We start from the raw sequence: 20,930 nt of genomic DNA on the forward strand, positions 1-20,930 counted from the left end.
CCCCTGATGCCTACCCTTGTCCCACCTGCTTACGCCGAGCTGGACTGCGTCTCGAATTTTTCTTTCCTGACCGGTGCCTCACACCCGGAAGAACTGGTCGCCCGCGCAGCCGAGCTGGGCTACCAGGCCCTGGCGCTCAGCGACGAATGCTCGCTGGCGGGGGTCGTGCGCGCCTGGTCCGAGGCCCAGCGGCACGACATCAAATTGATCATCGGCAGCCGCTTCGCCATCGGCGCCACCGAGATCATTCTTCTGGCCCGCAATCTGAATGGCTACGGGAATCTGTCCGAACTCATTACCCTGGCCCGCCGGCGCAGCGAAAAAGGCCAATATCAATTAAGCCTGCGCGACATCACCCATCCGCCCCCCGGTCATGAACACCTGCAAGGCATGCCCGATTGCCTGGCCATATTCAAACCCGCCTACGGTATCGAGCCGCACGCCTTGCAGCAACAGATACCGCCGCTTCAGGACGCTTTCCCGGGCCGGCTATGGCTGGGGTTGTGCCTGCACCACCGGCATGCCGATGCGCAGCACCAGGCCACGCTTGAAGCCGCTGCCCGGTTTTTCCGGCTCAAGCTGCTGGCCGCGGGGCACGTTGAAATGCATGTGCGATCCCGGCAGCCGCTGCACGATACGCTGGCCGCCATTCGCCTGAAGCAACCCCTGCAACAATGCGGCTATGCGCTCAAACCCAACGCGGAGCATTATCTGCGCAGCCGGTTCAGGCTATCCAATATATATCCTGCCCATGCCTTGGCGGAAACCCTTTTCCTGAGCCGGCTCTGCAGCTTCGACCTGAAAGAAATCCGCTATCAATACCCCAGGGAAATCGTTCCGCAGGGCATGAGTCCAAGCAGTTATCTGCGCCAGGAAACCTTTGCGGGCGCGCGCAAGCGCTATCCCGGCGGGATCAGCGAACCGGTCAGGATTCAGCTGGAAAGCGAGCTGACGATTATTTCCGGACTCCAGTACGAGCCTTATTTTCTAACGGTGTACGACATCGTCCGGTTCGCCAAATTACACGGCATACTATGCCAGGGCCGAGGCTCGGCCGCCAATTCCGCCGTGTGTTATTGCCTGGGCATTACCGAGGTCAATCCCGAAAACGGCAATGCCCTGTTCGCGCGCTTCATCAGCCAGGCCCGCAAAGAGCCTCCCGACATCGATGTCGATTTCGAACATCAGCGCCGGGAAGAAATCATCCAGTACATTTATCGCAAGTACGGCCGGGACCGGGCAGCCCTGACTGCGGTAGTCACCACTTACCGTACCCGCAGCGTCCTGCGCGATACCGGCAAGGCGCTGGGACTGGACCCCGATCTGATCGACCGGGTCGCCAAAGCCTTTCATTACTGGGGCGGCAAACAGAGCCTACTGGAGAAAATCGCGGAACACGGACTGGATGCCGACACGCATATTGCCCAGTTGTGGGCCGGCCTGGCGCAAACGCTGATAGGCTTTCCCCATCACCTGTCCCAGCACCCGGGCGGCTTTGTCATTGCGCGCGACAAGCTGTGCCGGCTGGTCCCCATCGAAAACGCCGCCATGCCCGACCGCAGCATCGTCCAATGGGACAAAGACGACCTGGACACCATGGGGTTGCTGAAAGTCGATGTGCTTGCGCTGGGCATGCTGTCCGCCCTGCAGCGCTGCCTGAAAATGGTGGCGTGCCGCCGGGGCCGGGCATTTACCTTGCAGGATGTTCCTCCGGACGACAAGCCCACCTACGACATGATCCAGCGCGCCGATACCATCGGCGTTTTCCAGATCGAGTCGCGTGCCCAGATGAGCATGCTGCCCCGCCTCAAGCCCGCGACCTTTTACGATTTAGTGATCCAGATAGCCATCGTCCGGCCAGGCCCCATCCAGGGCGGCATGGTCCACCCTTATCTGCGCCGGCGCCAGAAAAAAGAAGAAGTCGACAGCCCCACGCCCGAAATCGCCAAAGTGCTTGAACGCACTTTGGGCGTGCCGATCTTTCAGGAACAGGCCATGCAAATTGCCATGGTGGCGGCCGACTTCACCGCGGACGAGGCCGACCAGTTGCGCCGCTCCATGGCCGCCTGGCGGCGCAAGGGCGGCGTGGACGCCTTCCGCGACCGCCTCATCCATGGCATGAAAGCAAAGGGGTGCCCGGCGTCTTTCGCGGAAAGAATATACAAACAGCTGGAAGGATTTGGAGAATATGGGTTTCCTGAAAGCCATTCGGCCAGTTTCGCCAAGCTGGCCTATATCAGCGCCTGGCTGAAGCATCATGAGCCCGAAGCCTTTCTGGCCGCGCTGCTGAACTCGCAACCCATGGGCTTTTATTCACCCAGTCAATTGGTGCAAGATGCCAGGCGCCATCAGGTCGCTGTCTTGCCCATCGACGTTGCCGTCAGCCCCTGGGAGGCTTGCCTTGAAGCCAGGGGAACACGCCCCGCGGTCAGATTGGGGCTGAACCAGATCAAAAGCCTGCCGAAAGAAGCTGGCCTGCGCATTGAGGCCGCGCGCCAACAGCGGGCTTTTTCCAGCGTGCACGATCTGGCTTCCCGGGCCGGCCTGAACCGCCATGCCATGGACGCCCTGGCCGCCGCCAATGCGCTCAGTTCGCTGGCTGGGCATCGCCGCCTGGCACGCTGGCAGGCAGCCAGCCAAACACTTCCTGGCCTGCTGCGCAATACGCCGATTCCCGACCCTGTACTCCCGGCCTTGCCCGCCCTGACTGAAGGCCAGAGCATCAACGCCGACTACCAATCCATGGGGCTGACGCTGGGACGGCACCCTTTGGCCTTGTTGCGCGCCACCCTGCAAGCCCGGCAATTCGTTCAGGCCGCGACGCTGTCCGGCTCCTACCCCGACCGGCGGCTGGCCAGGGCCTGCGGCATCGTCACCGGCCGGCAGCGCCCCCAAACCGCCAATGGCACGATATTCGTGACCCTTGAAGACGAGACCGGCAACGTCAATGTCATCGTCCATGCCCGTCTTGCCGAACGCCAGCGCGCGGTGCTGGTCACGGCCAAGTTGCTGGGGGTCTATGGCGTCTGGCAAAGCCATCAAGGCGTAACCCACCTGATGGCCAGCCGGCTGGTGGACTTGAGCCATCTGCTGGGCGCCTTGCCGACCCGCAGCCGAAACTTCCATTAAAATGAAACTCTTTATCCAGGACACTTTCATGGGCAATTCGCTTAAACCCCAGCTGGCCGAAGCCGTTAAAACGGCCATGCGCGCCAAAGACACCGCCCGCCTGGGCACCTTGCGTTTCCTGCAGGCCGCCGTCAAGCAGAAAGAAGTCGACGAGCGCCGCGAACTCAGCGATGCCGATGTGACCGCCATCATTGAAAAACAGGTCAAGCAGCGCCGCGAATCCATTGCCGCCTTTGAACAGGCCGGCCGTACCGAGACCGCCGAACAGGAAAAAGCCGAGCTGGCCGTTTTACAGGAATTCCTGCCCAAGGCCGCCGATCCCGCCGAAGTCGAAGCCGCCATTGCCGACGCCATTGCGCAGGTCAACAGCCAGGGCGTCACGGGTGCGCCGGCCATGGGCAAGGTCATGGCCATACTGAAAACCGCCCTGGCCGGCCGCGCCGACATGTCGGCGGTATCCGCCCAAGTCAAAGCCCGATTGATGTAGTCGATAGCAAGCCCGCAGGGCGCAGCGTGGGGGCCCATTTTTGCCGCCGGGCCGCCCCAAGGCAAAAACGCCCCCTCGGGGGGATGAGCCCGGACACAAGACAGTCCCTGCGGACTGTCCTGTGCCTGGCGAATCCGAGCGGCATGCAGGCCGCGAGGTGGACAGCAAGCGGGCGCGAGCCCCGCGCAGCGTGGGGGCTTTATTTATCTATTTATACGCCACGCACACCGACGTGTCCATCAGCACCGACTGGCGCATCGCATTCAGGGCGCCGACATCCCACGGGCTGCGCCCCCATACCGTGTGCGTGACGCGGGTATGGCTGGCATCAATGGCCTGAATCTCAGTACGCGCGACGTCCCCGCCCAAGGGGCTGCGCACCGATACCGTCCCTGTTTGCATGGATGCATCGACCTGGGCGTAGACATCGTACTGGCTCTTGCCCGTCAGGCACTCGCCCGCCTGGTTTTGCGCGCGCAAATAAACGGTCTGGTAGCTGCGCGGAACCGTATACGAAACAGTGGGCGAATCGCCGCCCGGCTGTATACCCAGGGAACACCCGGACAGCAGCGCCAGCATGCCGGCCCCTGCCAGTAACGATTTCACCCTGCCTTTCATGGTTGCATCCGTTCCTATTCTGAACACCAAGGCGGCCGTGCCTGCGGACCGCGCCAACATTGGAAAGTTAGCATGCCAGGCCCCCATCATGGAAGCTTTTTAAAGCATGGAGTGCGCCGCCCGGCCGGCATCAGGAGCAGGCTTCATCCGCCGTTGCCGCGACGGTGTTCAGGCAAGGATAGTCAATATAGCCACGCGGACCTTCTGTGTAGAAGGTCGAGGCATCCCAGGCATTGAGCGGCGCCCCCGCTTGCAGGCGCGCCACCAGGTCGGGGTTGGCAATGTACGCCTTGCCGAACGCCACGGCGTCGGCCTGGCCAGCGGCCAGCGCGCGCTGGCCGCTGGCTGCGTCATACTGTTCATTCACAATCACCGGACCGCCGAACAAACGCTTGATGTCGGCGGTCAGGCTATCCGGGCCTTGGGCTTCGCGCGTGAACACAAAGGCAATGCGGCGCTCTCCGAGCGCCTGGGCCACATAGCCGAACAACTTGCCTGGATTCGAGTCGGAGATGGCGTGCGAGCCGCCGCCCGGCGACAGATGCACCCCGACCCGGCCCGCACCCCAGATGCCCATGCAGGCATCCACGACCTCCAGCAACAGGCGCGCGCGATTTTCAACCGGGCCGCCATATTCATCGGTCCGCTTGTTGGTGCCATCCTGTAAAAACTGGTCGATCAGGTAGCCATTGGCCGCATGCACTTCGACCCCATCGAAACCAGCTTCCTTGGCATTGCGGGCGCCCTCGGCAAAATCGGCCACAATCCCGGGGATTTCCTCGATGTGCAAGGCGCGGGGCACGACATAGGGACGCTTGGGGCGCAGCAGGCTGACATTGCCTTCGCAGGCAATCGCGCTGGGCGCGACGGGGATTTCGCCATTCAGGAACTCGGGATCCGACACACGGCCGACATGCCACAGCTGCATGAAGATCTTTCCGCCCTTGCTGTGCACCGCCTGTGTGATTTTCTTCCAGCCTTCTACCTGGGCGCTGCTCCAGATGCCGGGCGTACTGGGGTATCCCACCCCTTGCGGCGATACGGAAGTGGCTTCCGACAAGATCAGCCCCGCAGAGGCGCGCTGGCAATAATAGGTGCGCATCAGGTCATTGGGCACACGCCCTTCCGACGCGCGATTTCGCGTCAGCGGCGCCATGACGATGCGATTGGCCAACGCTACTGTGCCCAATTGCACTGAATCAAATAAACTTACCATCGTGAACGTTGCCTTTAACTGATGTCCATAAGGGTTTTTACCAGAATTTGCGCTATCCTAGCAATCGACTATCGTATTGGCACTTTTACTGCCTGGTGCAAAGCAAGGAAATCTCATGGGACAATTTGCCGTTATCGGCCTGGGCCGTTTCGGCTCCGCCGCCTCGCTGGAGCTCATGAAAATGGGGCATTCGGTGCTGGGCGTCGACACCAATGGCAAAGTCGTCGACAAGCTCGCCGACCAGATCACCCATGCCGTCATTGCCGACGTCACCGACCGCGCCGCGCTGGAAGAACTGGGGCTGGATAACTACGATGTCGTGCTGGTTGCCATCGGCGAAGAGATCCAGGCCAGCCTGCTGTGCGTCGTCCACCTGAAGTCCCTGGCCATACAAACCATATGGGTCAAGGCCACCTCGCACGCCCAGCACCTGATCCTGAGCAAGCTGGGCGTAGCGCGCATCATCCATCCGGAAGAAGAGATGGGCATACGGGTGGCCCAAGCACTGAGCTATCCGATGGTGAATGATTACATCTCTATCGGCAATGGCGAGTTCGTGGTCGAAATCGATGTCAGCGAGCACCTGGAAGGCGTCCCCTTGAGCCAGGTGCTGAAAGACGTCCCCGACTCCATTCATGTGCTGCTGGTCAAGCGAAGGACCGACATTACCGTCCATCCTCCCGGCGAGTTCACGCTGCAAGCCAAAGATGTGCTGGTTCTGCTGGGCCAGCTCAACACCCTGAAGACCATCGCTCCCAAGCTCATTTGAGCCATGCGTAACTGGCTCCCCGTTTACAGCTACCAGTCGTACCAGCGCATCAAGCGGACCGGCCTGTTGCGCGCCAGCCCGCCCGTCGTGCTGGCCATAGGATTTCTGGCACTGATCCTGATCGGAACCCTCTTGCTGTCGCTGCCGATGGCCAGCCGGCAGCCCATCAGCATCTTCACCGCCTTTTTCATGGCGACGTCCGCCGTGACCGTCACCGGCCTGGCCACGATCGAGCCTTCCATCGTGCTGAGCCACTTCGGCCAAATCGTACTGATTGCCCTGGTTCAGCTGGGCGGCCTGGGATTCGTGACCTTTGCCGTGGTCGCCGCCATCACGCTGGGCAAGAAAATGAGCCTGAAACACCAGGCCCTGGCGCTGGAAGCCTTCAACCAGACCAGCGTATCCAAGATCAGAAACACCGCCTTTTCGGTGTTCAAGCTATCGCTGGGCATAGAGCTGATTGCCGCCGTGATCCTGGCCTTGTGGTGGTGGCGCGATTATCCGCTGGTCACCGCGGCATACCGGGCCGTCTTTCACGCCATCGCGGCCTTCAACAATGCCGGGTTCTCGCTGTTCCCGGCCAGCCTGGCCCAATTCGTCGACGATCCCGTCACCATTCTCGTCATCACCTTTTCCATCATTCTGGGCGGCATCGGGTTTTCCGTCCTGGGCGATGTGGGGCACAAGAAACGCTGGTCGACCCTGCTGACCTATACCAAGGTCATCCTGGTCGGCACGCTGATCCTGAACCTCACGGGCTTCATTGCCATATGGGCGCTTGAATTCAACAACGTCGACACGCTGGCCGGCTTGTCCTGGCACGGCCAGGCCCTGGCGGCCTGGATGCAAAGCGTTACCTCGCGCACGGCGGGATTCGTGACCATCGACATTACCAAGCTGCATGACAGCTCTACGCTGATCATCATGCTGCTGATGTTCATCGGCGGCGGGTCCCTGAGTACGGCCAGCGGCATCAAGGTCGGCACCTTCATCGTCTTGCTGGCTGCCGTGTATTCGTATGTCTTTCACCGCAAGGAAGTCGTGCTGCTCAAGCGTTCGATTTCCCCGGATACGGTTCAAAAATCGCTGGCGCTGCTGCTGGTCAACAGCGCTCTGGTTTTTCTGGGCGTCCTGATACTGACCACGCTGGAAAAAGCGCCGTTCCTCAGCATATTGTTCGAGGTCGTATCGGCGGTCAGCACCACCGGGCTGAGCCGGGATCTGACCCCGCATTTGTCCGTACCCAGCCAGGCCCTGCTGACCGTACTGATGTTTGCGGGGCGCCTGGGGCCGCTGACCTTGATATACAGCCTGGCCACCCAGAAGCGCAGCCGCGTGCGCTATCCCGAAACCGAGTTCCAGGTGGGTTGACCGGCGGCGGGCTTATTGCACGGAAATGTTCGCCGCCTTGACGACGCCATCCCAACGCTCAAGCTCCTGCTTGGTGTAATCGCCCAGTTCGGCCGGACCCATGAACAAGGCCTCCGCACCCAGGGACTCGGCTTTCTCGCGGAATGCCGGGGTCTGCATGATGGTCTCAATCTCGGCGGCCAGTTTGTCGACGATGCCGGGGGGCGTTCCGGCCGGCGCATACACCGCAAACCACGACGACACCAGCAATTCCGGATACCCTGCTTCCGCCGCGGTCGGCACATCGGGCAGCGTCGACAGGCGGTTCTTGCCGGTGACCACCAAGGGCCTTAATTTACCGGCGGCAATATGCGGCAGCAGCGGCGGCGGCGTGGTGATGGTCAGGTCGACAGACCCGCCCAGCAGATCGTTCATGGCGGGCCCTGTCCCGTTATAGGGGATGTGTGTCAGTTTGGTTCCCGCCATCTGGTTCAACAGCTCGGTGGACACCTGCTGCAGCGAGCCGACCCCGGACGAGGCGTAGTTCAGCTTGCCGGGGTTCTGCTTGTCGGCGTCCACCAGATCCTTGAGCGTCTTGTAGGGCAGATCGGAACGGACCACCAGCACCTGGGGCGCCGAGAGTATGTTGGCGACCGGCGAAAAATCCTTGATCGGGTCCCAGTTCAAGTTGGGCGTGATCAAGGGGGTGATGACTTGGTAGCCGGAGTATTGCAACAGCAGCGTGTAGCCATCGGCCGGCGCGCGCGTCACAAGCTGGGCCGCGATGGTGCCCGCGCCGCCCGGCTTGTTGTCAACCACCACGCTTTGCCCCAACGCCCGGCCCAGCGGCTCGGCGATCATGCGCGCGGTGATGTCGGTGGTGCCGCCCGGCGCGGCTGAAACGATCAACCTGATGGGCCGGTCGGGATAGGATGCCGGCTGGGCCGACGCCGACGCCATGGTGAAGGTCAGGCCAAGCGCACCCGCCAATACAGCCAGCGAGCCTCGCCGTTTCATTGTAGATAGCATAGTAGTCTCCTCAAGTAACCAAATGAGTATGCCATCGTGCGCCATGATGTGCCCATCCTTAATACGGGAAGCGGGCTATCGCGAACCGCGAAGGCCCGCCAGGCAACGGCATCAGCTTGCCGGCTGGTCCTGAACGTGGGCCAGCAACAGCCTGGCGGCGGCCGTCAGCGCGTCGGGGTCGCGCACGCCGATCAGCAGCTTGCGGCGCGCCCATTCGTCGGTCAGCGGTATCAAGGACAAGGCCATTGAACGGGCATGGGTCGCCGCGGCCAGGCGAGGCAGGATGCCGATGCACTGCGTTGCGATCGCCATGCGGCAGATGGAATCGAAGCCCCTGACCTGGATGCGCAGCTTCAAAGGCTTGCCCAGGCGTTCGCTTTCTTCTTTAAGACGCATGGCCAGCGAGGTCTTCTCGGACAGCCCGATATAGTCGTAGGCCAGCGTATCGGCGAAACTGACCTGCTGGCTGGCCGAGAGCGGATGATGACGCGGCACAATCAAAACCAGCTCGTCGTAGCGGTAGTGATAAGTGGTCAGCCCGGCGCAGGGCGTGCGATCGGCAAAGATACCCAGGTCGGCCTGGTTGTTGATGACGGCATTGACGATGTGGGTGCTGTTTTCTTCTTTCAGGCTGATCTGTATGGCCGGATGCTCACGCATGAAAGCGGCAAGGTCGTCGGAAAGAAATTGGGTGATGGCAGAGGTGTTGGCGCCCAGGCGAACGTGTCCTTTCACGCCGAAGGCATAGTCGGACAAGGCGCTGGCCATCTGTTCCATCTCGTGCACCACGCGCAGCGAATGGTGCAGGAATGCCTGGCCCGCCTCGGTCAGCTCCACGCCGCCGGCGTGACGATAGAGCAAAGGGGTGCCCAAAGCCACTTCCAGGTCGGAAATACGTTTGCTGGCCGCCCCGATGGCCAGATGCGAACGCCGGGCGCCGGCCGATATACTGCCCTCGCGCGCAATGGCAATGAACAGCGACAGCGTGACAAGATCGAATCGGGCAAGGTTCATGGCGATCGGGCGCGATAGCGGTCAGGCCGTCCCCGCGGGCGCCGGGTGCAGGGTCAGGCGCGGCCCCGCCTTCAGGATCTGGCTGGGAATATCGTGGCCTATCAGTTGGGGCAAGCCGCCCGAAATGCCCAGTATCCGATCCAGATCCACGCCGGTGTCGTAACCCATGAGCTCCAGCATGTGCACCAGGTCTTCCGTGCATACATTACCGCTTGCGCCCGGCGCATAAGGGCATCCGCCCAGTCCGCCCAGCGACGCATCGAAACGGTCGACCCCCCTGTCGATGGCCGCCAGCGTATTGGCCAGCGCCATGCCCCGGGTGTTATGAAAATGCATGGTCAGCTCCAGTTGCGGGAACTGCGCCTTTGCCTGTTTTGCGATGTCCGCGACCTGGGACGGATACGCCATGCCCGTCGTGTCGCACAGGGTGATGCCGTCCACCTCCAATTGCGCAAACCGGTCCATCAGGCCAAAGACCTCGAGCGTGCCGATGTCGCCTTCCATCGGGCAGCCAAACACCGTGGAAAGCGACACGTTGACGGCCACCCCGGTGCCGCGCACGGCGCCGGCCACCTCCGCAAGCTGCGCGAACGACTGCTCGCGCGTCATGCGCAGATTGGCGCGGTTGTGGGTCTCGCTGGCCGACATCACCAGATTGACCTCGTCCACATTGCAGGCCAGCGCCCTTTCGGCGCCGCGCACATTGGGAACCAGCACGGTATAGACCACATCGGGATTGCGCTCGATTTCATGCATGACCATGTCCGCATCCTTCAACGCCGGAATGGCTTTGGGCGATGTGAAAGAAGTGGCCTCGATTTTTGCGTAACCGCTCTGGGACAGCCTGTTGATGAAATCGATCTTGTCATGCGTATCGATAAAGCGCTGCTCGTTCTGGAAGCCGTCCCGAGGCGCCACTTCCTGGATATAGAGTTTCTGCCTGCCGTTCATTGCCCTGTCCTTTGATCCTGTTCGTCCGTCTTAGATAATGCCGCGCTTGCGCCATGCCTGGCGCGTGCTTTCGTCTATGCCCAGGTCCGCCAGCACCTCATCGGTGTGCTGGCCCAGCGCGGGCGCGGCGCTGCGGACCTCGCCCGGCGTGGCGCTGAGCTTGGGCACGATCCCCGGCAGTTTGATCGGCGTGCCGTCGGGCAGCGTCGAATCCAGTATCATGCCCCGCGCCTGATAGTGCGGATCGTCGGCAATATCGGCCACATCGTAGATTTTGCCGGCGGGAATATGGTTGGCGTTGAGTGCAGCCAGCACATCGTCCAGGGCATGCTCGCCGGTCCATTGCGAGATCGCCGCGTCGATCATGTCCACCTGCCTGACCCGCCCCACATTATTTTCCAGGGCCGGATCATTGCCCAGGTCATTGCGGCCTATCACCGCCATCAAGCGCTTGAAAATACTGTCGCCATTGCCGGCGATCAAGACATACTTATTGTCCTTGCAGCGATAGGCATTGCTGGGCGCGATGCCGGGCAGGCTGCTGCCCGCCGCTTGCCGGACCTCGCCAAAGACCGCGTACTCGGGCAACAGGCTTTCCATCATATTGAAGACCGATTCGTGCAAGGCCACATCGATCATCTGGCCCTGGCCGCCCTGCTGGTCGCGCGCCCGCAAGGCCAGCAAAACACCGATAACGCCATGCAGGGCCGACAGGGAGTCCCCGATCGACACCCCCACCCGCACCGGGGTACGCCCGGGCTCACCGCTCAGGTGCCGCAGCCCGCCCATGGCCTCGCCAATGGCGCCGAACCCCGGCAAGTCCCGATAAGGGCCTGTCTGTCCATACCCGGACACCCTGAGCATGACCAGGCGCGGATTGATCGCCTGCAGTTGTTCCCATCCCAGCCCCCAGCCCTCCAGCGCGCCTGGCTTGAAGTTCTCGATGACGACATCCACTTCTTTCACCAGGGACCGGATCACCGCTTGCGCTTCCGCCTGGCGCAGATCCAGCGTGATGGATTTCTTGTTGCGCGACTGCACTTGCCACCACACCGAGGTGCCGTCGTGGATCAGGCGCCATTTGCGCAAGGGGTCGCCTTTGACAGGCGGCTCGACCTTGATGATCTCGGCGCCGAACTCCCCCAGCATCTTGGCCGCAAAAGGCCCGGCGATGAGCTGGCCCAGTTCCAGGACGCGGATTCCGCTTAACGGTTTGTTCATGATTCCCTCGTGAATTGCATTTGATCTGCTGCGGGATGCAGTCTAGCAAGTCTGCCGCCGCGGATGAAGAATTCCTTAGCGATGCCGCCATCGCGTTTTACGATGGCAAAGCGCGGAACCGCTATACTTGCAACGACCAATGCTTACTGGAACCGCCATGCTGGACCCCGTCTCCCTGAAGCTGTTCATCAGCGTGATCGAACAAGGCACCATCGCCGGCGCCGCCGAACGCCAGCACATCGCCGCGGCGGCCATCAGCAAAAGGGTCAGCGAGCTGGAAGCGCAACTGAAAACCAGCCTGTTGATCCGGACCAACAAGGGTGTCAAGCCCACCCCGGCAGGCATTGCCCTGTCGGCCATGGCCAGGCGCGCCCTGCGCGAGCTGGACGACGTTTCCATCCATATGAAGGAATATTCAGACGGGGCGCGCGGCTTCGTCAGGGTCTGCGCCAATATTTCGGCCATCACGCAGTTCCTGCCGCAAGACATCAAATCATTTTCCAGCCAGTACCCGAATATCCATGTCGACCTGGAAGAACAGGTAACACCCGCCATCATCAAGTCAATTACCGATAACGTCGCCGACGTCGGCATTTTTTCAGATTCATTGCTGGACCAGGACATCGAAGTCTTCCCCTACCAGGAAGACACGCTGGCCCTGATCGTGCCTGCGGGGCATCCCCTGGCCGCGCAAGACGGCTTCAGCTTTGCCGACAGCCTGCACTACGACTTTATCGGCTTGCACACGGGCAGCGCCATCAACCGCATCGTATCGAATGCCGCCAACGAGCTGAAGCGCAGCGTCAAGCTGAAGGTGCAGGTCACCGGATTCGATGCCCTATGCTTCATGGTGAACTCGGAACTGGGCATAGGGGTTCTGCCGCTGGGTATCGCCAAACGCTATGCCAGCATGTTCAGCATCCACATCCTTCCCCTGAAAGAAACCTGGGCCCGCCGGAAAATACAGATCGGCGTGCGTTCATTTGCATCGCTGCCCGCCGCCGCCAGACTGTTTGTCAGGCATTTGAGCCCAGCCGCCGGCCTGCCCGGCCCTCCCCCCTGACCTGCCTGCCCACCAGCGGGTTCCCGGCCTTGTAGACAAGCATGAAACAAAATTCAAAGTTATGCTAGAATCTCGTTCTTCGCTGGTCTTGATTTGGTCGGCTGGCGAAACGACTAAAGGCTTGAAAAAGCCGCTAGTTTCGGGGCGTAGCGCAGCCTGGTAGCGCACTTGCATGGGGTGCAAGGGGTCGAGTGTTCGAATCACTCCGTCCCGACCAAACAAATCAAGGGGTTACACGCTTTATGCCTGTAACCCCTTGTCCTTTTTCTGCCCCGCCCCATCCACGCTACTCCTTCTTTTTCGGCATGTGCGAGGCCAACAGCGTCACGCCCGCCAGGTGCCGGGCGGCGCGCTTGGCCAGTTTGTTTTCATACATGCGCGCATCCGCTAGTTCAAGCGCCTTTTGCAAAGCGCCTGCTTCAGATTTTGTCGCCACGCCGATCGAGGCGCTAATCCCCTTCTCGCTCAAAGCCTGCTGCAGGCGTTCGCTGAGCTCATGGGCATCGCCAAGGCTCGCATCGGGCAGCAGCACGGCAAATTCGTCCCCTCCCAGGCGGGCCACGCAATCATGCGCACGCAATGATTTCTTCACCAGTTGGGCGGTCAGCTTCAGGGTCTGGTCGCCCGCTTGGTGCCCCTGCGTATCGTTGATCAGCTTGAGTTGGTCCAGATCCAGAAAACCGATGGCGATCTCGCCTGTGGCGCTGCGTGCATCATTGAGCACATGGTCCCAACCGGCACGATTCAGGATGCCCGTCAGGGAATCTATACGCGCGCCCTGCTGCGCTTCCAGCATGAGCTTGTCGGCCAGCGCCAGATCCATGTGCAGGCTCAGCGTATGCGCCATCGCATTCAGGCACAGCATGATCACCGGCGTGTGAAAGGGTTGATAGTCCGTGGGCTCCGTCTGGATCAGAAAGCCCGCAACGACGCCCGTGGGCCTGCCCTGCCTGTCCGGCAGGAAAGCCTTGAATACGTATTTTGGATAGGGCCCGCCGCCCGCGCCATGCCTGGACTCTGTGCGATACACCTCGGGGTTGGGCCGATAGCGCAAGGCGCTGCCCGCTTCCGGCGCGAGCCAGTCATCGGCCAGCGCGTCCAGCAGGCAAGAGACAGGCACCTGGCCCGCGTCCCCATGCGTGACAATGACCTCGAACTGCTTGCCATCCTGCCTGCCCACCATCCAGTAGTCCATCGGTAAAAAAGACTGCAGCAGGTCCAGTTGCGCCGGGAGCACCTGGTCAACCAGAAAGTCGGCCCCCTTGATGAAGCCATCGTGTTGATCTACTGAGTTGGACATGCGATGTGTCCCCCATCTGTTCACTCCAGCGCGGCAAAATTCACCTGCTGAAGGCGTCCGTCCCCCACATATGGGATCATGCCCAGTGCGCGGATCCGTTCGACGGTCTCCTGCGAGCACCGGTATTGCGCGGGCGGACAATAATCAATAGCAATGACCGGCAGGCCGTACTGCCGCATCACGTCGTGAACCCGGTCCAACAGCCATTTTCTGTCCTCTTCGGGCACATCCACATACTGGCCGCGCGCTTCGCTCCACCCCTTGAACAGCGACTCGAACGCCACGGCGTAGACATGCTCATGAATGGCGGGCAACAGCTCGAATCCGCGATTCAGTATCAGGGCCGCGGCGGGAAAACGATGGCGGATGGCGCGTATCACGGCAATCAGCCCGGCCTGGCTGTCACGTTTGTCCAGTTCGCCGGGTGAAACCAGTTGGTAGGAATCGAGCGTATCAAGAAAGAACCCGGTGTAGCCCTTCTCCCACAAGGGGGCGATAACCTGATCGACAAAAAAGGCCGGCCAGCCTTCGGCCGTTTGATCGATGATATCGGATTGCCATTCCCTGTTGCGCCCGATGATCCACGCTTTCGGTATGGCCGCGTAGTAATCCCGCGACCGGCTGGTCTCTCCCACGCTGACGTAGGCAAACCAGTGTGTCTGCGCACCGCTTGCCTGGCGCGGCAGAAAACCGGTATCAGGCTCAACCACCGCCAGGTCAAAACGATTCAATTCATGGGCCGTCGGCTGATCGCCGTAATAGAACACAATGCTGCTCGCCGGGGGTTCGGTCCTGGCATACGCCCCGCTGACGGACAAGGAAAGGAACAGCCCCATCATTATGCGCATCAACACAGGCGTCTTGCGGGCGGGCATGATCAGGGGCGCTCGCATGCTTATACCTTCTGCAGCATGTAGGTTTCGTATTCCAGCCGGTCAAAGCTGCGGTTCAGCACAAAGACCGCCAGGAACACAACGACGACCAAGGCGCCGGCAAAGCCGTAGCCATAGGCATTGGGACCGATCTCCAGCGTGGCCCACGTCAGCACGCCATTCAATCCGGCAAACAAAACCGTCAGGCCCAGCACGATGCCGCGACGGTCCAGATACAGGAAAATATTCAGGCACCCCAGGAAAAGCACCTGCAGGCTGGCTGCCACCACATCAATCTGCAGCAAGGGCAAATACAGACTGGAAATGCCGACCGCCTCGAGCAGCTTGTCGCCGAACGCGAAGATCAACAACGTGACCACGGCCTGTATCTTGAGAATATCGTAAAGGCCGGCGCGGGCGCTGCGCACCATGTCGTTGCGCATCTGGCGGATGTGGGACAGGGTTCCCCCGTTGCGCACCGCAGCGTAATAGCCGTTATAGCTGTCGGCAAAATCTGTTTCGAGCCTAAGCAGAAACACAGCCATGCCGGGAATGATGCATAGATAGGAAATAAAAACCGGCAAATCGTAGATGACCGAAGCGCGCAAAGGGCCGATCACATCACTGCCGGTTTCCGAGAACCAGAACATGAACTTGTCCAGCCACACACCCAGGTTGAACAACAGCCCGACCATGACCAGGCTGGGATAGGCGTAGCGCCGGTCGAACACCTCGAACGCCATGTACTGCCTGTGGCCGGATGCGTGATCCCGGTGCATGACCGCAGTCATGCATGCAAGCAGCACCGCATGCCCGGCCACGAAGCCGGCCATCAATCCCTCCAGCCCGTACCGGTTCAAGCTGACGGCGACGGCCACGGTCATGGCGTAGCCGATGAAAAACGCGAAAAGAATGATCGAATAGCGCTTGATGCTTGCCAGGAAGATGATGCAGATCCAGATGTTGCTGACAATGACGAAGCCCATCACCATCAGCACGCGGTACACCGGGCTGACACCGCCAAAGGCGGCAACGGCCAGGAACAAGCCCAGCAAGCCCGTGGCCAGGGTGGTGACCACCATCATGCCGTTATAGTTGGGCAGGACACGGTCAGGCTGGTTCTGGAACAGGCGATCGGAAATGAAACGCGTGAACAACAGCTGTACGGCGCCGGTAATGACCAGGCTGAACGAAATCAGGTAAGTCACCGACACCTGGAACTGTACGATCAGCACGGGCGGATCGACGACACCCAGGCTGAGCACGCCAATCAGCAGTATCCCCAGTATCGACAGAATCAGGGGGCCGGCGCTGATAATGCCGGCATAGACATACGCCGACAGATCGCTGCTCAGGCTGTCGCGCTTCAGTATCTTCCTGAGCTGGAATCCGATGCCGGCCATGATCAGTCCCCTTCCACGTATTCGATCGATTTATCCATCAGCTTTACGTACAGGCCCTGATAGCTGTCCTGCATCAAGGTATCGGTGTAGTAGCGCTCGACCCGGGCGATCCCGGCCGTCTGGGCCGCGCGCCAGACCTTGGGCTGCTCCAGCAAGTCCAGAATGGCTTTCGCAAACCGCTCGGGATTGGCAATGGGAACCAGTCCGCCGGCACAACCCAGTGCCTTGTCGGCCTCGCCCCATCCGTCGATCAGGCTGCGGCAGGCACCCACCTCGGTTGTGACCACCGGCACCCCCGCTGCAAACGCTTCAAGAATCACCAACGGCAAGCCTTCGCTGATCGACGTCAAGGCCACCAGGCCGACCTTGGGCAGGAAATCGTCGATCCGCTGCATGCCCATGAACTTGAGCCTGTCCTGCATGCCCAGGCTGGCGGCCAGGTCGCGGCATTCTTGCGCATACTGGGGGTCCTCGTTATCGGGGCCGATGATCCAGCCTTCCAGGTCGGGCATGGCGCGACTGGCCGTGAAGACCGCCCGGATGAAGGTCTTGACATCCTTGATGGGCACGATCCGCCCGATGAACGCAACGACCGGCGGCACACCCGCCCGCCGCTGCGCCCGCAGCGGTTCGAAGCGCGAAATAGAGATACCGTTGGGAATAATGCGCGTCTTTTCGGGCGGGGCGCCATCCTGGATCTGGCGCACGCGATTGCCTTCGTACAAAGAAACGATGTCATCGGCGGCTTCATAGCAAATCCGGCCAAGCGCTTCAAAGAAGCGCACCCACAAATCCTGCAGATAGCCGACCTGCGTCACGTCTTTCTCGAACACCCCGCGGTTGTCGCGTATCCACTGGCTTTGCAAGAGATCAATCTTGCGCTCCTTGGTATAAATGCCGTGTTCGGAGACCAACAGCCGGCCCTGGTTGCGAAAACTGAGCAGTGCCCCCAGAAAACCGGCATAGCCTGTGGACACCGTGTGGTAGATCCTGGCCGGCAGCAATTGCTCGCTGATGCGCACCAATTGCCATATCGGCTTATGCATGATGCGTATGGTCCAGAAATAATCCGTGAACGAGGGATCGGTGCAGTACTTTTCATAGCGTTCGCTGATCATGTCCCAGGACCGCTCGGCATGCAGGAACTCTTGCTCGCCCAGTCCGCCGCCCGCGGCCAGCATGGGCATCATCTCGCGCATCAGGCTGGCCACCGCGCCGCGCATCCCCGGCTCGCGCAGCGCATCATGCATGCGCGAGACGCGCTCGAAGATTTCGCGCTTGCCGACCGTGGCATGCGGCGCCAGTTCGCCGGCCGGCTCATGGATGAAGTGCTCTTCAAAGTGCACCACATTGGCGGGCAGTTCGTAGACGGGCTTGCCGTAGTCCTGACGGCGGCCGCCAACGAACACCAGGGCAAAGGTGTACTGTGGAAACGCCCGTATCATTTTGTCTACCCAGGACGATACACCGCCGGGCACGTACGGAAACGTCCCTTCCAGCAGCAAAGCGATATCGGCCGCCGAGGCCTGGCGATTCAGATAGGTTTTCATTGTGTCCAGTAATGCACAGTAGATCGCAGCGCGGGCGAGGAAGCTCCGCCATGGAGCGGAGCGAGTATGGGGCCGATCCGATGATATTCACGCTTTATGAAGGCCGCCTCGGCCATCCAGGGCAGCAGGCGGTGCGCCGGGAAATGGCGTGTCTGGGCATGCCGCAGGAAAACCTCGGCTTGCAGCGGCTTGTTGTTCAACAGGGCGCAACGGCCCAGCAAGCACCACATGGCGGCGTGGTTTTCGTCCAGCGCCAATGCGGCGTGGGCGTACCGTTCTACGCGTTCCAGCGTATGCCGGCGCAGCTCGCCCTGCACCAGGTTCTGGTAGATCAGCTCCCAGTGCAGCTCCGCCAGATCGCAGCTCAGGCGGGATTTCTTGCTGGCGGTCGCCGCCACGTCCATCTGCCGCGATGCCGCCAGGATTTTCTGGGTCACGGTATTTTCAGCCGCATTCGATATCCCATACGCAAGCAGCCGTATTTCCTCAAGCGGGTCGGACAGCAGATTGCGCAGCATGCCGTCCGTCAGATGCAAAGGCAGGGACCGCATGGCAATCATGGCGGCCACCCTGTCTTCGTCAGGCGCCTCCTGATTGCCCAGTCTTACCCGCAGCCGTGCGCCCGAGCCGTAGGCAATATGCGACACCAGCGAGGGCACGAACCTGGGCGCATCAATGACCTGGGCGTCCGCGCGGCGCCGATCCGGCGGACAGATCACAGGCGCCAGCATCATGCACAGGCATAGCATCTGCCCGACGACCGGCAGGAACAGGCAAAGGCAAAACGCATGAATGAAAACACCATGGCGGTATTCCTGCGGCCTGTCCGGCATGACATGCGCGAAGAACAGCGCAGCAGCCAGCGTGGCCAGCAGTTGCCAGCCCAGCACCGCCGGCAAGGGTGTGTTGTCGCCCAGCCAGCCCGGCGACAGCAGCACGATCACCAGAAGCTGGGCGGCCACAGCCAGAATGCCCAGCATCGCCGCGAACAAAAGCCTAACCATGACGATTGCACCGCGAAACCATGTGCTTGAGCCCATAACCCGGCTCATCGAAATCCACCGTGGCGCGGTACGACACCACCTGGGCTTCTGCAAGGCTGATATTGAACTGGGCCTCGGCCGCGTGCTCTATGCGTACAAGGTAACCGTTGACGCCGGTATCCTCCGTCAGCGGCAACAGGGCGATCACCACCCGCGCATCCTCCAGGTTGTATGTCCATAGCAGATCGAGCGTCCGGCGCTGGCGCATCAGCTGCTCGACCATCGCATCGCCCAGGGCGCCGGCGGGAAACACCATGCCCACCAACGCGGAACGGACGCCGCTGCAATATTGCATATGCGCCAGCCTGGCCAGTTCAAGCGCAAAATCATAAGGGCATTGCGGCAGGCTACGCTGCACCGGCTCCACCAGCACCTGCTGCGCCAAACCATCCGCGTAATAGTTCAACAGCACCAGCAGCAATTGCAGGTTTTCATGGTTGAGCGACAGGAACGACATCTGGCGCACCACCAGCACGCCGGACACCTGTCCCGATGCGGCCATAATGGGTGCGCACACCAGGTAGTCGCTTTGCATGTCATCGGCCTGGCGCAAATGCGCCAGGCCCCGCTGATGCATGCACTCATTCAGCAGCGCGTCACCGGCATCAAGCTCGAACGCCGCGCCAACGGCGGCAACCGGCGCCGGGGCTATGCCCTGCTCCGTGACCGCAAAAACCGATGCCTGGCTGATCTGGCATCCATTGGCCACGAACTCCAGCATGGCTGCGGCATTGGGTAGCGGGCCGTCTTCGTCCGCGGCGGCCGGCAGGCTGCGCACGCGCTCGATGGCATCGCGCAGCGTAAAGGGCTTGGCCAGAATATCCCGCTCAAGGCGCTCGTGCGATACCCGCAACAGATAGTGGTTGTTGGTAATGGATACCAGGCTGTCATCCAGATAGGCATTCACCGCTTTCAGCCGCCGTCCGCGGGCCGACCAGACATCGCAAAAGTGCCCCGCAATGACCAGCTGCGCCATCCCCCCGACGAACAACATGGTGGGAAAAGGCGCGCTGCCCTGGAAGCCGTAGAAGAAAAACCAGGCCGCCGCCACGCATAGCCCCGCCACCACGCCCATGATTGTCCCGTAGCGTAGCGCAAAAACCGTGGCGGCAAGCCATATCCACGGAAAATCGATGCCGATGAGCAAGGGGTCGGCGGGCCGCGCCACGTAGCAGCATGCGAATACCAGCGCCATGCCGGCGATCACTTCGATGACGGTAAACGGCCGCGCGACGGCCGGCGCAAGCAGCCGGCCATACAGGCCGGCATGACCCGGCTGGTCGGTTTTCCGCGTCTTCGGTATGGCGTGAGCCAGGCTGATGTTCTGCATGGCGCGACCTCTTTTACTTTACGGATAGGGGATCAAGCATTTCTTTGATCAGCGTCTGGCCCACACCCGCCAGGCTGGACCGGCTCCAACCGCTGCGGCTGCCGCTTGCGCTCCAGACCACCGTCGCGCTCGATACGTCGATCAGGTTAAGCGTCAGGCCCACCACAGGCTCGCCGTCCAGGCCTACCTTGTAGCGCCATTCTTGCACCGAGCCCGTCAGCGCATAGCGCGCGCCGGCATTGCGCGCCCATTCCAGCGCCTGCTGTTGCATGCGATCGGCGCCAGAGGCCATCAGCAGATCGGTGGTTTCATCCTGCGGATACTGCTGCAGGCCGGTGAACCCCTTCTGATACAGGATGCTTTGCGCGATGGCGCGGGCCCGCTGGCCCGCCTCGGGCGTTTCGGTGTAGTTGGCAATGGGCAGCACCGCCAGCCCGTCCGCCGCCGAGAACCCCGGCCCGCTGCTCACATCGACGGTCGAGCAAGCGCTAAGTAGCCCCAGCGCAGCGACGGCGGCCCATGCGGGTACATGCTTGATATTGGAAGTTTTCATGTTCTTGCTCCAGGTTGTGATGGACGGGCGGC

At 61.3% G+C, this 20,930-nt stretch carries 18 protein-coding genes and 1 tRNA gene; 6 read left to right on the plus strand and 13 right to left on the minus strand.

From position 1 onward, the window contains the following. The first annotated feature begins 6 nt into the window (after window positions 1-6). Both RE432_RS14415 and RE432_RS14420 read left to right on the plus strand, forming a co-directional pair. The gene (locus RE432_RS14415) at window positions 7-3,129 is read left to right on the plus strand and encodes an error-prone DNA polymerase (RefSeq protein WP_310934104.1); all 3,123 of its coding nucleotides are present in this window, start codon (window positions 7-9) and stop codon (window positions 3,127-3,129) included. Between the two features lie 28 nt (window positions 3,130-3,157). Then, the gene (locus RE432_RS14420; protein WP_310934105.1) at window positions 3,158-3,616 is read left to right on the plus strand and encodes a GatB/YqeY domain-containing protein; all 459 of its coding nucleotides are present in this window, start codon (window positions 3,158-3,160) and stop codon (window positions 3,614-3,616) included. Window positions 3,617-3,823: 207 nt separating this feature from the next. Here the strand turns inward: RE432_RS14420 and RE432_RS14425 are convergent, their stop codons facing one another. Together RE432_RS14425 and RE432_RS14430 are read right to left on the minus strand one after the other, a co-directional pair. Then, window positions 3,824-4,234 carry a BPTD_2524 family lipoprotein gene (locus RE432_RS14425; protein WP_310934106.1) on the minus strand — a complete coding sequence of 137 codons (411 nt, stop codon included), beginning with the start codon at window positions 4,232-4,234 and terminating at the stop codon, window positions 3,824-3,826. Window positions 4,235-4,364: 130 nt separating this feature from the next. Further along, a complete protein-coding gene (locus tag RE432_RS14430) occupies window positions 4,365-5,450 on the minus strand; it encodes an alkene reductase (RefSeq protein ID WP_310934107.1) in 1,086 nt (361 codons plus the stop codon). Between the two features lie 115 nt (window positions 5,451-5,565). Between RE432_RS14430 and RE432_RS14435 the strand changes: the two genes are divergently transcribed. Both RE432_RS14435 and RE432_RS14440 read left to right on the plus strand, forming a co-directional pair. Beyond that, window positions 5,566-6,219, plus strand: coding sequence for a TrkA family potassium uptake protein (locus tag RE432_RS14435; RefSeq protein ID WP_310934108.1), 654 nt, complete (start codon window positions 5,566-5,568; stop codon window positions 6,217-6,219). A 3-nt stretch (window positions 6,220-6,222) separates the two neighbouring features. Then, window positions 6,223-7,590, plus strand: a complete 1,368-nt coding sequence (locus tag RE432_RS14440; protein WP_310934109.1) for a potassium transporter TrkG — start codon at window positions 6,223-6,225, stop codon at window positions 7,588-7,590. A gap of 12 nt (window positions 7,591-7,602) precedes the next feature. Here RE432_RS14440 and RE432_RS14445 read toward each other — a convergent pair whose 3' ends face one another. The 4 genes from RE432_RS14445 to RE432_RS14460 form a co-directional block, all read right to left on the minus strand. Next, the gene (locus tag RE432_RS14445; RefSeq protein WP_409079860.1) at window positions 7,603-8,598 is read right to left on the minus strand and encodes a Bug family tripartite tricarboxylate transporter substrate binding protein; all 996 of its coding nucleotides are present in this window, start codon (window positions 8,596-8,598) and stop codon (window positions 7,603-7,605) included. A 111-nt stretch (window positions 8,599-8,709) separates the two neighbouring features. Continuing rightward, the gene (locus tag RE432_RS14450) at window positions 8,710-9,612 is read right to left on the minus strand and encodes a LysR substrate-binding domain-containing protein (protein WP_310934110.1); all 903 of its coding nucleotides are present in this window, start codon (window positions 9,610-9,612) and stop codon (window positions 8,710-8,712) included. A 21-nt stretch (window positions 9,613-9,633) separates the two neighbouring features. After that, entirely contained in the window at window positions 9,634-10,563 is a 930-nt protein-coding gene (locus RE432_RS14455; RefSeq protein WP_310934111.1) for a hydroxymethylglutaryl-CoA lyase, read from the minus strand. 30 nt (window positions 10,564-10,593) lie between these two features. After that, entirely contained in the window at window positions 10,594-11,784 is a 1,191-nt protein-coding gene (locus tag RE432_RS14460) for a CoA transferase (RefSeq protein WP_310934112.1), read from the minus strand. Window positions 11,785-11,923: 139 nt separating this feature from the next. On the opposite strand from RE432_RS14460, the gene RE432_RS14465 reads away from it, so the two are divergent. Then, window positions 11,924-12,847 carry a LysR family transcriptional regulator gene (locus RE432_RS14465; protein ID WP_310934114.1) on the plus strand — a complete coding sequence of 308 codons (924 nt, stop codon included), beginning with the start codon at window positions 11,924-11,926 and terminating at the stop codon, window positions 12,845-12,847. Between the two features lie 140 nt (window positions 12,848-12,987). After that, window positions 12,988-13,064: transfer RNA gene (locus RE432_RS14470), tRNA-Pro, on the plus strand. A 69-nt stretch (window positions 13,065-13,133) separates the two neighbouring features. Here RE432_RS14470 and RE432_RS14475 read toward each other — a convergent pair. The 7 genes from RE432_RS14475 to RE432_RS14505 are packed head-to-tail and all read right to left on the minus strand — an operon-like array spanning window position 13,134 to window position 20,898. After that, window positions 13,134-14,147 (minus strand): GGDEF domain-containing protein, encoded by a 1,014-nt coding sequence (locus RE432_RS14475; RefSeq protein WP_310934115.1) that lies wholly within the window; start codon window positions 14,145-14,147, stop codon window positions 13,134-13,136. A gap of 20 nt (window positions 14,148-14,167) precedes the next feature. Further along, window positions 14,168-15,040, minus strand: coding sequence for an endo alpha-1,4 polygalactosaminidase (locus RE432_RS14480; protein ID WP_310934116.1), 873 nt, complete (start codon window positions 15,038-15,040; stop codon window positions 14,168-14,170). 2 nt (window positions 15,041-15,042) lie between these two features. Further along, window positions 15,043-16,422 carry an exopolysaccharide Pel transporter PelG gene (gene pelG, locus RE432_RS14485; RefSeq protein WP_310934117.1) on the minus strand — a complete coding sequence of 460 codons (1,380 nt, stop codon included), beginning with the start codon at window positions 16,420-16,422 and terminating at the stop codon, window positions 15,043-15,045. Between the two features lie 2 nt (window positions 16,423-16,424). Then, window positions 16,425-17,972 carry a GT4 family glycosyltransferase PelF gene (gene pelF / locus RE432_RS14490; RefSeq protein ID WP_310934118.1) on the minus strand — a complete coding sequence of 516 codons (1,548 nt, stop codon included), beginning with the start codon at window positions 17,970-17,972 and terminating at the stop codon, window positions 16,425-16,427. After that, on the minus strand, window positions 17,969-18,976 hold the full coding sequence (locus tag RE432_RS14495) for a hypothetical protein (protein ID WP_310934119.1): 1,008 nt from the start codon (window positions 18,974-18,976) through the stop codon (window positions 17,969-17,971). Before RE432_RS14495 ends, pelF begins: the two co-directional genes overlap by 4 nt. After that, a complete protein-coding gene (locus RE432_RS14500) occupies window positions 18,969-20,345 on the minus strand; it encodes a PelD GGDEF domain-containing protein (protein WP_310934120.1) in 1,377 nt (458 codons plus the stop codon). The genes RE432_RS14495 and RE432_RS14500 overlap by 8 nt, the downstream gene beginning before the upstream one ends. A gap of 13 nt (window positions 20,346-20,358) precedes the next feature. Beyond that, a complete protein-coding gene (locus RE432_RS14505) occupies window positions 20,359-20,898 on the minus strand; it encodes a penicillin-binding protein activator LpoB (protein ID WP_310934122.1) in 540 nt (179 codons plus the stop codon). Window positions 20,899-20,930: the final 32 nt, after the last annotated feature.

Source organism: Pusillimonas sp. SM2304 (genome assembly GCF_031628915.1).
In the GTDB taxonomy this organism is placed as follows: Bacteria; Pseudomonadota; Gammaproteobacteria; order Burkholderiales; family Burkholderiaceae_B; genus Pusillimonas_C.